The sequence below is a fragment of the Embleya sp. NPDC025285 genome (assembly GCF_055558835.1).
Map to the genome: position 1 here is coordinate 1 of NZ_JBVHLU010000078.1, position 14688 is coordinate 14688.

General features: G+C 73.5%; 16 protein-coding genes and 1 pseudogene. 6 read left to right on the plus strand and 11 right to left on the minus strand.

Translation table 11 applies throughout. From position 1 onward, the window contains the following. Positions 1 to 502: 502 nt before the first annotated feature. The 3 genes from ACZ4FV_RS37265 to ACZ4FV_RS37275 all read left to right on the plus strand — a co-directional run bounded on the left by ACZ4FV_RS37265 (position 503) and on the right by ACZ4FV_RS37275 (position 4433). A complete protein-coding gene (locus ACZ4FV_RS37265; RefSeq protein ID WP_331770984.1) occupies positions 503 to 970 on the plus strand; it encodes an Lrp/AsnC family transcriptional regulator in 468 nt (155 codons plus the stop codon). Between the two features lie 197 nt (positions 971 to 1167). After that, positions 1168 to 2523, plus strand: a complete 1356-nt coding sequence (locus ACZ4FV_RS37270) for a pyridoxal phosphate-dependent decarboxylase family protein (RefSeq protein ID WP_465325004.1) — start codon at positions 1168 to 1170, stop codon at positions 2521 to 2523. Positions 2524 to 2579: 56 nt separating this feature from the next. Further along, a complete protein-coding gene (locus tag ACZ4FV_RS37275; protein ID WP_465325006.1) occupies positions 2580 to 4433 on the plus strand; it encodes a SpoIIE family protein phosphatase in 1854 nt (617 codons plus the stop codon). A 55-nt stretch (positions 4434 to 4488) separates the two neighbouring features. Here the strand turns inward: ACZ4FV_RS37275 and ACZ4FV_RS37280 are convergent, their stop codons facing one another. After that, entirely contained in the window at positions 4489 to 4614 is a 126-nt protein-coding gene (locus ACZ4FV_RS37280) for a hypothetical protein (protein WP_402231282.1), read from the minus strand. Between the two features lie 214 nt (positions 4615 to 4828). After that, the gene (locus ACZ4FV_RS37285; protein ID WP_395858901.1) at positions 4829 to 5674 is read right to left on the minus strand and encodes a hypothetical protein; all 846 of its coding nucleotides are present in this window, start codon (positions 5672 to 5674) and stop codon (positions 4829 to 4831) included. A 128-nt stretch (positions 5675 to 5802) separates the two neighbouring features. Here ACZ4FV_RS37285 and ACZ4FV_RS37290 point away from each other — a divergent pair, with 128 nt between their 5' ends. Continuing rightward, on the plus strand, positions 5803 to 5991 hold the full coding sequence (locus ACZ4FV_RS37290) for a hypothetical protein (RefSeq protein WP_402231281.1): 189 nt from the start codon (positions 5803 to 5805) through the stop codon (positions 5989 to 5991). Positions 5992 to 6086: 95 nt separating this feature from the next. Here the strand turns inward: ACZ4FV_RS37290 and ACZ4FV_RS37295 are convergent, their stop codons facing one another. The 4 genes and pseudogenes from ACZ4FV_RS37295 to ACZ4FV_RS37310 form a co-directional block, all read right to left on the minus strand. Next, on the minus strand, positions 6087 to 6284 hold the full coding sequence (locus ACZ4FV_RS37295; RefSeq protein WP_395858899.1) for a hypothetical protein: 198 nt from the start codon (positions 6282 to 6284) through the stop codon (positions 6087 to 6089). Between the two features lie 277 nt (positions 6285 to 6561). Then, complete coding sequence (locus ACZ4FV_RS37300; protein ID WP_402231280.1) at positions 6562 to 7431, minus strand: NAD(P)H-binding protein; 870 nt, start codon at positions 7429 to 7431, stop codon at positions 6562 to 6564. Between the two features lie 151 nt (positions 7432 to 7582). Further along, complete coding sequence (locus ACZ4FV_RS37305) at positions 7583 to 7855, minus strand: hypothetical protein (protein ID WP_465325011.1); 273 nt, start codon at positions 7853 to 7855, stop codon at positions 7583 to 7585. A 177-nt stretch (positions 7856 to 8032) separates the two neighbouring features. Continuing rightward, positions 8033 to 8290: pseudogene (locus tag ACZ4FV_RS37310) on the minus strand (DUF3099 domain-containing protein); the annotation flags it as partial. 179 nt (positions 8291 to 8469) lie between these two features. Here ACZ4FV_RS37310 and ACZ4FV_RS37315 point away from each other — a divergent pair. Next, on the plus strand, positions 8470 to 8844 hold the full coding sequence (locus tag ACZ4FV_RS37315) for a hypothetical protein (protein ID WP_395858896.1): 375 nt from the start codon (positions 8470 to 8472) through the stop codon (positions 8842 to 8844). Positions 8845 to 8967: 123 nt separating this feature from the next. Here the strand turns inward: ACZ4FV_RS37315 and ACZ4FV_RS37320 are convergent, their stop codons facing one another. The 4 genes from ACZ4FV_RS37320 to ACZ4FV_RS37335 form a co-directional block, all read right to left on the minus strand. Beyond that, positions 8968 to 9813 (minus strand): bifunctional 5,10-methylenetetrahydrofolate dehydrogenase/5,10-methenyltetrahydrofolate cyclohydrolase, encoded by an 846-nt coding sequence (locus tag ACZ4FV_RS37320; protein WP_395858895.1) that lies wholly within the window; start codon positions 9811 to 9813, stop codon positions 8968 to 8970. Further along, entirely contained in the window at positions 9810 to 10430 is a 621-nt protein-coding gene (locus ACZ4FV_RS37325; RefSeq protein WP_395858894.1) for a cyclodeaminase/cyclohydrolase family protein, read from the minus strand. Before ACZ4FV_RS37325 ends, ACZ4FV_RS37320 begins: the two co-directional genes overlap by 4 nt. 169 nt (positions 10431 to 10599) lie before the next feature. After that, the gene (locus ACZ4FV_RS37330; RefSeq protein WP_465325014.1) at positions 10600 to 11469 is read right to left on the minus strand and encodes a PP2C family protein-serine/threonine phosphatase; all 870 of its coding nucleotides are present in this window, start codon (positions 11467 to 11469) and stop codon (positions 10600 to 10602) included. Between the two features lie 51 nt (positions 11470 to 11520). After that, positions 11521 to 12276, minus strand: a complete 756-nt coding sequence (locus tag ACZ4FV_RS37335; protein ID WP_465325016.1) for a metallophosphoesterase — start codon at positions 12274 to 12276, stop codon at positions 11521 to 11523. 102 nt (positions 12277 to 12378) lie between these two features. Here ACZ4FV_RS37335 and pdxR point away from each other — a divergent pair, with 102 nt between their 5' ends. Continuing rightward, positions 12379 to 13797, plus strand: a complete 1419-nt coding sequence (pdxR, locus tag ACZ4FV_RS37340; protein ID WP_465325018.1) for a MocR-like pyridoxine biosynthesis transcription factor PdxR — start codon at positions 12379 to 12381, stop codon at positions 13795 to 13797. Positions 13798 to 13846: 49 nt separating this feature from the next. Here the strand turns inward: pdxR and ACZ4FV_RS37345 are convergent, their stop codons facing one another. Then, positions 13847 to 14449 (minus strand): dihydrofolate reductase family protein, encoded by a 603-nt coding sequence (locus ACZ4FV_RS37345; protein WP_395858889.1) that lies wholly within the window; start codon positions 14447 to 14449, stop codon positions 13847 to 13849. Between the last annotated feature and the right edge of the window lie 239 nt (positions 14450 to 14688).

Below are 14688 nucleotides of genomic sequence, written 5' to 3' on the forward strand. Positions count from 1 at the left end.
GGTTGCGGAGGGTGTGTGGGGGGAGCGCCATCCCGGCGCAAACCGGGTTTCTCGGCCGGCCATTCGGTCTCCCACCCCCCCCGCGCGGGGCGGTGGCCGCACCCACGCGCCGCACCCCGCGGGAACGCGGCACAACCGCCCGGACGACCCCGAATCGGCCGTTTCCCGTGTGACCGGTCGCCGGTCCCGAGTCCGGCCTCGATTAATGCGCACCGGCGCGTCCTCGAAGTGAACTTCCGGGGAACGGAAGGTACTTACCGTCGGACAACCGCGTCGCCCGGACACCGACACATTCGCCCGCCACCGCCGGACGTGACCTCGGCGCCCGAGGCGAGCGCGCGTGAATCGGGTACCGAAGCCCCGGTGGGCTACCGTCACTGTGCCCCGCTCACCGGAACCGCCCACCGGAACCGCCCACCCGAGCCGCCCGCCCGAACCGCCTCGCCCCAAGCCCCCGCCCCCGTCGCCACCCCGCCCGACCCGTACCCAGGAGACCCGACCGATGGCGCTGGACCCGCTGGACAGCCGGATCATCACCGCGCTCATCGACGACGCGCGTTCGACCTACGCCGAGATCGGCGCCCGGGTCGGTCTGTCCGCGTCCGCCGTCAAACGTCGGGTGGACCGGCTGCTGGCCGCCGGTGTGATCACCGGGTTCTCCGCGTCCGTGGAGCCGGCCGCGCTGGGGTGGAGCACCGAGGCGTTCGTCGAGTTGTACTGCGTCGGGCGCACCTCGCCGAGCGCGATCGGACGGGCGCTGGCGAAGTTCCCCGAGGTGGTCTCGGCGAGCACCGTCACCGGCGACGCGGACGCGGTGATCCACCTGCTCGCCGAGGACGTACAGCACTTCGAACGCATCCTGGAGCGCATCAACGCGGAGCCGTTCGTGGTCCGCACCAAGAGCTCTGTCGTGCTTTCCCGGCTGGTCAGGCGCAATGGAACGAGTTGGCAGGGAGTGGAGACGCAATAGATCGGCGTCGACGCGCAAGATCGACCTCTTGGCCCGATCGCACACCCGTACGTAGGGTTTGAGGTGCCGGTGCGGACCAACCCGGCGCCCCACGGTTTTCGCCGGAACACCGACCCGCGCGGGATACGCCACCGCGGGAAACCCACCCTGCGCGGGAAACGCCGCCCGAACGCGCCGAGAGATTGTCGAGCCCCGCCATGCGCATGCACCGGTACGATCCCGCCCTCGCCGACCTGGTCTTCGACTACATGCGCGAGCGGCTCGCACTGGATCCGGTCCCGCTGGACAACCCCGGGCGCAAGGACAAGCTCGACCGCGCGCTCGACGGCCTGATCGGCGCGCAGGGCAACGACCCGGGCGACGTGCTGGCGATCTACGCCGACCAGCTCGCGCCGGCGGTCATCTCCTGCGACAGCCCGCGCTTCCTCTCCTTCATTCCGGCCGCGCCGACCAAGGCCGCGCTGCTGTTCGACATGGTCGTCTCGTGCGCGTCCCTCCAGGGCATCTCGTGGCTGGAGGCGGCGGGTGCGGTGGCCGCCGAGAACCAGGTGCTGCGGTTGATCGCGGACCTGGCCGGGCTGCCCGCGAGCGCCGGCGGTTGCTTCGTCAGCGGCGGCTCGGCCGGCAACCTGTCCGCGCTCGTGGTCGCCCGGGACATGGGCCGGCTGCGTACCGGCGCCACCGCCCGGGACCGCCTGCGGATCGCGGTCAGCGACCAGGTGCACTCCTCGATCGGCAACACGCTGCGCATCATCGGCATGGACGCGCTCGTGGTGAAGACCACCGACCACCGCCTGACCGGCGAGGCGCTGCGCGCCGCGCTGGACGCCGACCCGGACGTGGCGGACGTGGTGGGCGTGGTCGCCACCGCCGGCACCACCAACGCGGGGATCATCGACGACCTGGCCGGGATCGGCGCGGTCGCCCGCGAGCGCGACCTGTGGTTCCACGTGGACGGCGCCTACGGCGGCGCCGGCCTGCTCGCGCCCAGCGTGCGCGCCCGCTACGACGGGATCGAGCTGGCCGACTCGTTCGTGGTCGACCCGCACAAGTGGCTGTTCGCGCCGTTCGACTGCGCCGCGCTGGTGTACCGCGACCCGGCCCTGGCCCGCGGTGTGCACACCCAGGACGCGTCCTACCTGGACGTCCTGCACACCGACGCGCCCGAGGAGTGGAACCCGACCGACTACGCGTACCACCTCACCCGCCGTGCCCGCGGCCTGCCGCTGTGGTTCTCGCTCGCCGTGCACGGGACCGACGCCTACACCGAGGCGATCGAGACCGCGCTCACGCTGGCCCGGGACACCGCCGAGCTGATCCGGGCCACCCCGCACCTGGAACTGATCCGCGACCCCGAGCTGTCCGCGGTGCTCTTCCGGCGGGTCGGCTGGAGTGCGGCCGACTACCTGGAGTGGTCGCACCGGCTGCTGGCCGGCCAGGTGGGTTTCGTCACACCGACCGGTTGGGAGGGTGAGACTGTGGCCCGCTTCGCCTTCCTGCATCCGGGTACGACGATGGCGATGGTCGAGGAGATCATGGCCACGATGGTGTAACGCCCTACGGCCTGCCGCTCGCGCGTTCGGGTCGCCGTGGCCCAAACTGGAACCCGATGGACGGCTTCCGGGGGCCGGGCGCCTCACGGGACCCGGGGCTGGAGAGGACAGGCGTGGCGCTGGACGAGTACGCGGACCCGCCGATGATGGTGCCGGAGGTCGACGCCGTGACCGGCGCTGTCGCGCGCCTGGTCGGGGTCGAGGGCGACGACGTGCGCGAGGCCGGCGCGTACGCGGTTTTGCAGGGTCTGCTCGACGGCACGCCCGCCGCGGTCGCGGTGATGAGCCCGAGCCTTCGCTATCTGTACGTCAATCCGGCGCTGGCCCGGATGAACGGCGTCTCGGCCGAGGAGCACCTGGGCCGGAGCATCGGCGAGGTGCTTCCGGAGGTGGACGCCAAGGACGACATCCTGCGGGCGGTGCTCAGCGACGGCGTGGCCCGCGAGGCCACCTCCACCGGGATCACGCACGCGGGCCCGCCCGGGCGCCGCTGGTGGCACGGCGCCTACCACCGCCTGGAGCACGAGGGCGTGGTGGTCGGCCTGGCCGGCGTGATACTCGAGGTCTCCGAGTCCCGCCGCACCCAGATGGAACTGGACGCGGCCCGCCGCCGGCTGGCGTTCCTGGACGCCGCCGCGACCCGGGTCGGCACCACCCTGGACCTGGTGGAAACCTGCGAGGAACTGGCCGAACTGTTCGTCGCCGAACTGGGCGACGTGGCCGCGGTGGACGTGTTCGCGGTCGAGGGTGCCAACGGCACACCGCACGCGCCGGAGGACATGGTTCGGATGTGGCGGGCCGCGCTGTCGCACCGGCCGGGGATGGCCGAACAGGCCGCGATCCTGCGCCGGCCCGGCGAGAACGTGGACTACCAACAGGGCTCGATGGTGCCGCGCGCACTGAGCGAGCGCAGCCCCGTGGTGGTCAATCGGGCGAGCGACGAGGAACTGGCCCGCGAGGTCTCCAGCCCGGACCGGCTCGCGGTGTTCCGCTCGGTCGGCCTGCACTCGGTGGTCGCGCTGCCCCTGGTCGCCCGGGGCAGCGCGATCGGCATGGTCACCCTGGCCCGGCACGGCGCCGTACCGGCCTTCTCCACCGAGGACGTGGTGCTGGCCCGGGACCTGGCCCGGCGCGGGGCGATCAGCGTGGACAACGCGCGCCGCTACGCGCACGAGCACGACATCGCGCTGGCCCTCCAGCACGCGCTGCTGGCCGCGCCGGACGCACCGCACCCGGACATCGAACTGGCCTCGCGCTATCGCCCGGCGGGCAGCAGCGTGGAGGTGGGCGGCGACTGGTACGACGCGGTCGCGCTCAGCGGCGGACGCACCCTGCTCGCGGTCGGCGACGTGATGGGCCACGGCGTGCAGGCCGCCGTGGAGATGAGCCAGTTCCGGGCCCTGCTGCGGGTGCAGGCACGCTCCGACCTGGAGCCGCACGAGATCCTGGCGGCGGTGGACCGCACCAGCACCAAGGCGGGCATCGAGCGGGTGGCCAGTTGCCTGCTGGTCCTGGTGGACCCGGACGCGGGCACGGTCACCTTCGCCAGCGCCGGCCACCTGCCGCCGCTCCTGGTCGGGCCCGGCGACGCGGCCGAACTCGTGGACGTCCCGGTCGGACCACCGCTGGGCACCGGGTTCGGCGGTTACACCTCGGTGCGCCGGCGCAGCCAGCCGGAGCGGGTCCTGGTGATGTACACCGACGGCCTGGTCGAGCGGCGGGGCGAGGACATCGGCGAATCGCTCCAGCGGCTGACCCACGTGGGACTGAACGCCGAGACACCGCTGGTGCGCCTGGTGGACACGCTGATCGCGCGGATGATCACCGACAAGCCGGAGGACGACATCGCGGTCCTGGCCGCCCGCCAACACCCGCCCGGCGAAGCGGCGGGAACGGTCGCGGGCCGGTGACCCGGGCGCTCGATTCGGCGCGGCACGAGGGGCGCCAGGGTCGGGTGACGGAGGCTCAGCGGATCTCGACGATGGTCACCGTGGCGCAGCGGTCCTCGATCACGAAGGTTGCGATGCCCTCGACGCAGAACGCGTAGCTGCGGGTGTCCGGCGCCTTGTGCGCGGCTCGCCGACTCGCCACGGATCGGCGCGCAATCGGTTCACCGTGTCGGAGTAGGCGCTCTGCACGTGGGGCCCGCGCCGCGCAGCCAACTCTACGGCTGGGACAGGGATTCGACGCGGTACGTCATCGGCTCACCGTTCCCGGATCGGGGGGCGCGAGCGGGCGTCGCCAGACGGCGCGGGACGTGAAACCTGCCGGTCGGGCGCGTCGGCGGGCGCTCGGTGCGGTTTCGTCAGTCGGTGTGCGGGGTCGGCCGGCTCAGGGTGTGGCGGGTGCCGACGACTCGGGGACGCGGGTGTGGGGGCGGTGCCGGTGCCGGCGGCGCCGAGACCAGAGTGCCGGCGATGGTGTCCTCGAGGCGGCGGCGGATCGGGCGCCAGCGGGCGTCGTGGCGTGCGGCGCGGGCGGTGGCGCGACGCAGCTTGTGCGGCTTGTCGTGGTAGCGCCGCCTGGCCCACGGCGACCCCGGCCGGGCCAGCCGGATCGCCGCGACAACGTTGACGAACGGGACGAAGATGCCGATCACCCCGGTGCCGACCTTGCCCTTGGCGAACGTGATCGCCGCCATCGCCACGTCGAGCAGCAGCACGATCACCCACGCCACCCGATCGTCGACGGTGTCCCCCTCGGGGGTCGCTTCGAAGGGCACGAACCCACTCGCCGCCAGGCCGGCCGCGGCGGTGGCCAGCACGGTGGCCTCGATCGAGATCCGGCCCTGCTCGGTCCAGTACACGTCGGCCAGATGTACGACCATCCCGAACTCGTCCAGCACCAGCCCCGCGCCGATCCCGAGCAACACCCCCGCGACCGACCGGGCGACCAGGTACTCGCCGGCGCCGACCGCGAGGAAGCCGCCGAGCAGGGCGAGCACGATGCCGGGCACCACGTGGTGGATGTGCACACCGCCGCCGCCGATGTTGTGGAACGGCCCCCGGCCGGCCCGGATCAGCCGGGTGATCGTCCGCGTCACCAGGAAGGTGATCAGCAGCGACGCGAACGCCAGGGTCATCGGCAACCGGCCGTCGTGGATCATCGTGTCGTGCCACCAGTCGGCCGAGTCCAGGTGCTCCGGCGCCATCGGTACCCCTTTCCGCGTTCGTGCTCGTGTTCCCGGTCGGGGGCGGCGCACGAACGCCGAACAGGTGAACCGGGCCGTGTCCTGGGATGCCGCGGTGACCAAGCGGTCGTGGTCTCGTTGGGCGGGACATGATGAAGCGCATCGCAGCCGCCGCCCTGGCCGGCACCGCACTCGCGGCCTTCGCCGCGTCCGCCGCCCACGCGCAGGAGCCGACGCCGAACACCGGCAAGGTTGCCGGTGTCCCGTCCGCGGTCTATCCGGACGGGCTCAACAGCCTGCACCACGTCAGGCAGGTCGCGGACACCCTGCCGCTGTAGGGCTCCGCACCACAGACGGGCGTGGTGTCCCGGTCCGGCCCCGAACGGGGACACCACGTCTTGGGCACCGCACCCGCGCGGACCCCGAGCCCGGGTCACTCGTCGTCGAGGGCTCGGCGCAGCTCCTGGGTCTCGCGGTTGGCGGCGGCGAGGTCGTCCGTCATCCGGCGGGTGCCCTCGGCCACCCCCGCGTCCCAGATCCGTTGCACGAGGGCGCTTGCCCGATCCTGCGGCAGGTCGGTCTCGCGCATCAGCAGCTCGGTCAGCTCGATGATCGGGTGTTTGGGGTGCATAGCCCCAGCAGACCCGCCGACGGGCCCGGCCGCACCCGGGGCACGGCCGGTCGGGGGAGCGACCGAGCCGGCCGTGCGTGGGACGCCGGCTGGGTCCTGTCCGGCGGATCCTGGTGGGTCCGCGCCGCCTGGCACCGCGCCTCGCCGCACCGGAGAAACAGCCGAATGGAACCCCTTGCGGCTGCTTCTCCGGCACGCCGATGCACGGCATCCGCCCTTCGGGCTCCTCGCTGCGCTCACGACGCGGCCCGATTCACCAAGATCCGCCGGACAGGGCCTATGCCTTCAGGTGCTCCCACGCTCGCGGGTGGGTGGTCAGGTAGCCGGCCAGGTTCTGCGCCGGCCGGCCGGTCAGGTTCGGGACCGCGGTGGACACCTCGCTCATCTCGCCGGTCGCGATCGCCTCGTACGAGGTCACCCAGCCGGCCATCTCCCACGCCGGCGCGTTGTAGTGCGCGCGCGAGGCGTACGCCTGATCCCGGGTCTCCGCGACGTAGCGGATCGGTCGCCCGGCGAAGCGGGTCAGCTCGGCCGCCGCCTCGGCGAGCGTGAGCGCGTCGGGGCCGGTCAGGTCGTAGCGGAGGCCGTCGTGCGCGTCGCCGCCGAGCAGGACGGCCGCCGCCGAGTCGGCGACGTCGTCGTGGGCCACCGCCGAGACCCGCCCGTCCCCGCCCGGACCGCGGATGACCCCGTCCGCGCCGACCATGGCCGGCAGCCCGGCCAGGTAGAGACTGTCGCGCAGGAACGTGTACCGCACCCCGGTGGCCCGGATGTGCTGCTCGGTGTGCCAGTGGTCGCGCGCGAATGTGAAGGTCGCGTCCGGCGCCGCGCCCAGGAAGGACACGTACACGATCCGCCCGACACCGGCCGCCACCGCCGCGTCCACGGCGGTGATGTGCTCGCGGACCCGATCGGCGCTCTCTCGCGCGGACACCAGGAAAAGCGTGTCCGCCCCCGCCAGGGCCCGTCGCATCGCCGCGTCGTCGCCGTAGGACGCCGGCGGCGCCTTGACCGCGCCCTCGAACTCCGGCAACCGGGACGGGTCCCGCCCCAGCAGGCGCTGCGTTACGCCGGCCTCGGCGAGCCGCCGGGCGACCCGGCCGCCGACCTGCCCGCTCGCTCCGGTGACCGCGATGACTGGACCCATGACGACGTCCTCTCCCGACGGGGACGGCCCGACAGCACCCGGCCGCTCGGCCACCGACCCTACTGCCCGGTTGTCCGACATCCCCCGAACCACGCCCGCACGGCGTGCCCTTGCCGCCCGGACCGGGTGCGCCGGCCGGTGCTCGCGCGAGTCAGCGGGGGTCGTCGATCGTGCCGAGCACCCGGTCCACCAGCGGACGCGTCCGGTCGACCACATCGTGGGCCTGGTCGGGGTACTTCGCGGCCAGGACCACCGCGCCGATCACCAACAACAGCACAAGCAGACCGGAACCGCTCGAACGGCCGCCGCGCCGGCGCCGCCGACGGTCGGCGGCTGCCGCCTGGTCGGCGAAGACGCGCCGGTTGACGCCCTCCTGGAACGCCTGTGCCCGCCGTGCCGCCTGCATTCCCGGATCGATGGGCATATCCGGGCCCCCTTCCCCCCTGCCCGCGCGGTCGCGGGTCATCGGTGGGGACGGGCCGGGTGGTCGCCGTGGTTCGCCGTATGCGGGGCTGTCACCGCGTCGGAACCAATCCGTGACGGCGGCGGATCCGGGCCGGCGGGCGCGGCGCGCGGACGACTTCGCGACCGGATGGGGCTACTCGTCCCACCAGCGGTCGCCCTGCTCGCGACGGTTGGCCACGATCGCGGCGAAGGGCGGGATCGCCATCGCGACGACGGTCATGCCCGCGGCCGCGGCCACCGACCAGCGGTAGACCACCGTACCGGCCAGCAGGAACAGCAGCAGGCAGACGCCCATCATCACGAAGTAGCGCTTGCGGCGCCGCCGCTGGGACGGGACCGGCCCGGATGGAGTGGCACCCCCTCGACCGGGACCGCCCGGATCGTTGGAGCTCATGTGTTCACGGTACGACTTCGCACCGCCGGACGGGCTCGCGCCGCACGCGCGATCTCGCCATCCCGGGGAGTCACGCCCGGATGACAATATTGGTATAGACCTTTCGGGTCGGACGGTGTTGACTGGCGTCGAGGCGGGGCCGTGGGTCCGTGCCGATCGCCGGAAAGGAATCAGTCGCCATGACGACCGTCTCCCCTCCGTACGCCGGCGCGCCCGTCGCCTATCTCAGGTGCTATCCACGCGACCCGTGGGAGATGGCCGCGCATCGCAACGCGCTGACCGCGTACGCGCAGGGGCTCGGCCTGAACCAGCCCGTGGTGTGCCTGGACAACGGCGTGTCCTCGCGCGAACAGGCGCCGGAACTGGAGAACCTGCTGGCCCAGGTGGCCGCGGGCGCGGTGCGCACCGTGCTGATACCGGGCCTGTGGGTGTTCGCCCTGGACCCGGAGCGAGCCCGGGCCACCGCCGACCGGTTCCGCGCCGCCGGCGCCGAGATCATCGACCTTCCGGGCCGCTGGCACCAGCGTGACGGCCGCCGCGTGGCCCGGTGGTGACCTCCCGCCGTGTGGCCGGGTGGTGATTCCTTCCCCGGACGGGGCGATTGCGCGCGACCAGGGGGCGGGCGATCCCGGGCCGAGTGATCCCGAGCGGCCCGGGAGCCGGGCGATCGCGCGCGGTCAGCTGGAGGCCGCCGCGCGCACCGTGTGGTTCAGGAGCAGAGCCGTCGTCACCGGCCCCACACCACCCGGTACCGGGGTGAGCGCGCCGGCCACCGGCGCCACGGACGCCGCGTCCACGTCGCCGACCAGACCGCCGTCGGCGGTGGGGTTGGTGCCCACGTCCACCACGACCGCGCCGGGCGCGACGTGTTCGGCGGTGATCAGCCCGGCTCGACCGACGGCGGCGACCAGCACATCGGCGGTCGAGGTCGACCCGGCCAGGTCCTTGGTTCGCGAATGGCAGACGGTCACCGTCGCGTCGCGGTCGAGCAACAGGTGCGCGGCGGGCTTGCCGACCACCGTCGAGCGGCCGATCACCGCGACGCGCCGGCCGCGGAGTTCGATGCCGTGGTGGTCCAGGATCGCCACCACCGCCTCGGCCGTGGCGGGCGCGAAGGCGGGCAGACCGGCGGCGAGCCGGCCGAGCGAGAGCGGGTTCGCGCCGTCCACGTCCTTGCCGAACGCGATCGCGCCGGCCAGGTCCGCCGGTACCGCGCCGTCCGGCAGGGGGGTCTGCAGGATGATCCCGTGCACCGCGTCGTCCGCGCTCAGCGCCGCCAGCGTGCCCCGAATCGTCTCGGGGGCAGCGTCCGGACCGAGGTCGACCACGTCGCAGGTGATGCCGACCTTCGCCGCGGCCGCGGCGATCGAGCGTACGTACCACGCGCCGGCCTCGTCGGCCGTGGCCACCACGACCGCGAGCGTGACCGGGGTGCCGGCCTCGGCGAGCAGCGCGGCGCGGGTCGCGGTCTCGGCGCGGATCGCGGCGGCCAGTTCCCGGCCGGAGAGCACGCTCGCGGTCATCGGTTGACCTCCTTGCGGACGGCCGCGGTGACCTGGTCGGCGCGCACCGCGATGTCGTCCACCCGGCCGGCCTGCGTGCGCAGTTCGGCGCGGGCCGTCTCGTCCTTGATCCCGCGGAGGTTGATCTCGATGTTCACCCGCGCCGTGGTGGCCGCCGCACGGGCCGCCTCGGCCGCCGCGGCCACGTCGGTGACCACGTTGGGGTTGCCGATCGGCAGGAGTTTCTCGGCCAGTTCGACGCACGCGGCGGCCACCACGACCACCTCCGCCGGCGGCTTGGCCGCGCCTACCAGCGCGGCGGCGATCGTCGCCGCGCGCTCGGCGACGGCCTCGTCGGTGTCCGCGGGCAGCCGGTAGGCCTCCGTCACCGCGGTGAAAGCGGCCGCGTCCTCCCCGGCCAACCGCAGTGCCACGTTCCGCAGTTCGTCGGTGAGCGCGATCACCTGGGCGATCGAGGAGGCGTGCTCGGCGTACTTGTCACCGGTGGTGTAGCGCGCGACCATCCCCAGCAGCGCCGCGGCCTGGGCGGCGTGCAGCGCGGCGGCCGCACCACCACCCGGCGCCGGCACCCGGTCGGCGAGGTGCTTCAGGTATTCGCTGATCTTCTCGTCGCGCATGCGCGCCCGTCCTTCGGTCGGTGGGGCCGAGACCGGTCCTGGATCCCCCGACCGGCACCACGACGGGGCATCGAGCACACACGCCTCGGCGCACGTCCGGAAATCCTCGCACGACGCGGCCGAAGCCCGGAAAGCGGGAGGTGGGAGGCCCGACCCGGGCGTCGACGACTCAGCCCGGCGCGTCCTGGGCGGGCCGATCCTCGCGGTGGTCCACGCACCACACGACCGCGGTCGCGTTGTCGTGGCCGCCCGCGTCCAGGGTCGCCTTCAGCAACCGGGCGACGATCTCGGTCGGCGCGTCGGGTGCGGCCAGCAGCGCCGCCAGCGGGTGGTAGGCGATCTGCTCGGCGACGCCGTCGGTGCACAGCAGGTACACGTCGCCCGGCCGCAGGCTCACGTTGAGCACGTCCGGCTCGGGGCGATCGGGATGTCCCACGTAGCGGCTGAGCCGGTAGCGCGCGGCGGCGGCCTGTGGCGACTCGCTCGGGTACCAGCCGTACAGCGCGCCCAGCCACGCCTCGGTGTGATCGACCGTCAGCAGGTCCAACCGACCGGCCCGCAGCCGGTACGCGCGCGAGTCGCCGATCTGGACCAGCCAGGCCGTCGCCTCGGCGGTCCGGACCGGTGGCGGTGGCGGTGCCTGGTTCGGGTCCGGATCCGGCTCGGCGACCAGTGCGGTGAGTGTGCAGCCGGTGAAGCCGGGCAGGCCCGCGGCCTCCGCCAGCACCAGGTCCTGGATCCGGGCGACGCTCGCTCGCAGGTCGGCCGGGCCGGTCCCGTGCCCGGCGGACGCGGATCGGCGGATCGAGGCGGTGAACTCGGTCATCGTGATCCGCCCGGCCGCCGTGCTGCCGGGCCCGTCGCCCATGCCGTCGGCGACGGCGGCGAGCCGCAGGTCCGGCTCCAGGGCCGGCACGTCGAAGTTGGCCCGGTACTTGTTGCCCACCACCGTGCCCGCGGCCGCGCGTACGCGCACCGGACCCACCGCGAAGCCCGCCCCGGCCGTCGTCCCCGTCTTCTCCCGGCGTCGTCCGAACATCCGCGGCCCCCTTCGCTCCGTTGGGCGTACCAGCGGAACGCTATCGGGGGATCAGGCCACCGTGCGGAAATGTGTGGTCAATCGACCCTCGTCGTCGAGCCGGTGGAACGCGAGCGCCGGGGGGATGTCCGGGTTCACGAACGGGGCGTCGTCGTCGACGCGTTCCCACGGCAGGTTGATGGTGGACACCACCCCGGGGGCGACGATCAGCGGCTTGCCCGCGAACGTGGTGGCCGCCGGGGTGTGCGCGTGCCCGCACAGCAGACCCATCACGTTGGGCCGGTCCGCGACCACGGCGGCGAGGCGGTCCGCGCCGAACTGGCGGATCCGGTCGATTTCCGGGCTGCCCAGTTCCACCGGCGGGTGGTGGAAGGCGACGAACACCGGCGCGGAGGAGGGCACTTCGTCCAGCACGTCGGTCAACCAGGCGAGCGTCTCGTCGGCGAGCAGGCCGTCCGCGCGGCCCGGGACGGACGAGTCGCACAGCGCGAACACCGCGCCGCCGGCCGTGTGGTGCACCCGGTTGATCGGCTCGTCGCCGGCGGGTTCGCCGAACAGTCCCGCACGAAAGGGCCCGCGCACGTCGTGGTTGCCCGGCAGGATCAGCACCGGGTGCCGGGACGCGAGCAGCGCACGCGCCTGGTCGTACTCGGCGGGCGTGCCGTTGTCCACGATGTCGCCGGTGACCAGCACCACGTCCAGGTCGTACGGGAACGCGTCGAGATGGGCCATCGTTGCCCGGGTGCGCTCGGCCGCGCGCGGACCGCCGTCGAGGTGGGTGTCACTGAGGTGCGCGAACACGATCATGCGGGCGTCCTTGAGGGGAGGGGAAGCGGTGGTTCCGGTGTAGTCGGCCGCGATGACGCCGACGCTACGGGGATGACCGGACCAGGGTTAAGATCCAGTGAAATGTTCGAGGATTGGACCAGTTCCCCGATCGACGCGCTCGATCTGCACGTCGAGGTCGACAGCGCCGCCGGTCGCCGCGTCGGTTTGGAGCGCGCGCTGCGCGCGGCGGTGCGGGCCGGGCGGCTGGCACCGGGCACGCCGCTGCCGTCCACCCGCGGCCTGGCCGCCGAGTTGGGGTTCGCACGCGGGACGGTGACCGCGGCATACGACCAACTGGTCGCCGAGGGGTACCTGATCGCCCGTCAAGGCGCCGCCACCCGGGTCGCGGACCTGCCCCGCCCACCCGCGCGGGACGCGGCGGACACCGGATCGACACCACAGGCACCGCGCTTCGACCTGCGACCGGGCATGCCGGACGTGTCCGCGTTCCCCACCGCCGCGTGGCTGCGCTCCACCCGCCGGGTGCTGACCACCGCGCCGCCCGCCGACGTGCACGGCCCGGGCGACCCGCAGGGCCGCATCGAACTGCGCACCGTGCTGGCCGAGCACCTCGGGCGCACCCGCGGCGTGTCGACCACACCCGATCGCATCGTGATCACCTCGGGCTTCTACCAGTCGGCCGGCCTGCTCGCGAGCGTGCTGGCCGAGGCCGGGGTGGCGGCGGTGGGGATGGAGGACCCCGGACACCACGTCTACCGCGACGTGTTCCGGCACGCCGGACGGGTGGTGCTGCCGCTGCCGGTGGATGCCGACGGCGCGCGCCTGGACCGGCCGGTCGATCCGGCGCTGGGCGCGGTGGTGTTGACACCGGCGCACCAATACCCGACGGGCGTGCCGCTGCGACCGGGGCGGCGGCACGAGGTGTGCGTGTGGGCGCGTGCGAGCGGCGGGCTGATCGTGGAGGACGACTACGACGGCGAGTTCCGCTACGACCGGCAGCCGGTCGGCGCACTCCAGAGGATGGCGCCCGAACACGTCGCGTACTGCGGATCGGTGTCCAAGACGCTGGGGCCCGGCCTGCGCCTGGCCTGGATGGCGCTGCCCGCCCACCTGGTCGAACCGGTGGTGCGGGCCAAGTACCGGGCCGATTGGCACACCCAGGGGCTGAGCCAACTCGTCCTCGCGGATCTGCTCGCCCGGCACGACTACGACCGGCACGTACGGGCCGCGCGGCTGAGCTATCGGCGGCGGCGGGCGTATCTGGTACGCCGGTTCGAGGCGGAACGGCGGGCCGGCGCACTGCGGTTGTGGGGCGTCCCGGCCGGGTTGCACGTGCTGATGACGCTGCCGAAGGAGGGACCGACCGAGGAGCGGGTGCTCGCGCGCGCCGCCGAGCGCGGGATGGCGCTGCGCGGGCTGGGCGAGCTGTGGCACCGGGAGGCCCCGGAGCAGGGGATCCTGGTGGGCTTCGCGGCACCGGCGGCGCACGCGTGGACGGGCACGATCGAGGCGCTCGCGGCGGTGCTGCGCGAGCGGTGAGTCGGGTGTGGCCGGCCGGATGGGGCCGGATCCTTCCTTGCACGTGCGCTCAGGGCGTCCGGAGCACCCGGAAGTACAGATGTGTGACCCGCCGGCCCTCGATCACCCGGGTCGCCTCCAACTCGATCGGGGTGTTCGCGAGCTGGTCGAAGAACCGGATGCCCGCGCCGAGCAGGACCGGGACCAGGTCGACCACGATCTCGTCGATCAGGCCCGCGTCCAGGCACTGGCGCACGATGTCCGCGCCGCCGACACCCACCGTCAGGTCGCCCGCGACCGCCCGGGCCTGCGCGACGGCGCTCTCCACGCCGGCGGTGACGAAGGTGAACGGCGCCCGGGGGTGCGCGGTGACCCAGTCCCCGGGCACGTGGTGGGTCACCACGAAGACCGGCACACCGAGCGGGTGGCTGCCGTCCCACCCGTCGGTGTGGTCGAACAGGCGGCGCCCGGTCACCACCGCCCCCGCGTTGACCAGCAGCTCGCGCAGATGCCGGGCACTCGCCTCGGAGGTGCGGAACGTCATCGCCCCACCCGGTGCGGGCGTTTCCACGTTCCCGTTCGAGTACCAACCGAACAGCTCCGCCACGCCGTCCGACGGGTCGGCGATGAACCCGTCCAGCGACATCGTCTTCTCCGCCACCACAATCGCCATCCGGCTGCCCTCCTCGGCCGTAGGCCCCGGCCGGCGCCCACGGCGCGGGCCGGGTCGGTCCTTCCAGTCTCGGTGAGGCGGACCGCGAGCGCTTGCGAAACCCGTGCCCACGGGCTTCCGGCGGCGGGAGCCGGGCTTTCGCCGGCGGAGCCGGGGGCCTCGCACAGGCGCAATCGGCGGCTTTTCGCGGGGGAACCTGTGGTTTTCCGGATCGCCCACGACAAACGGTGACGGATTGT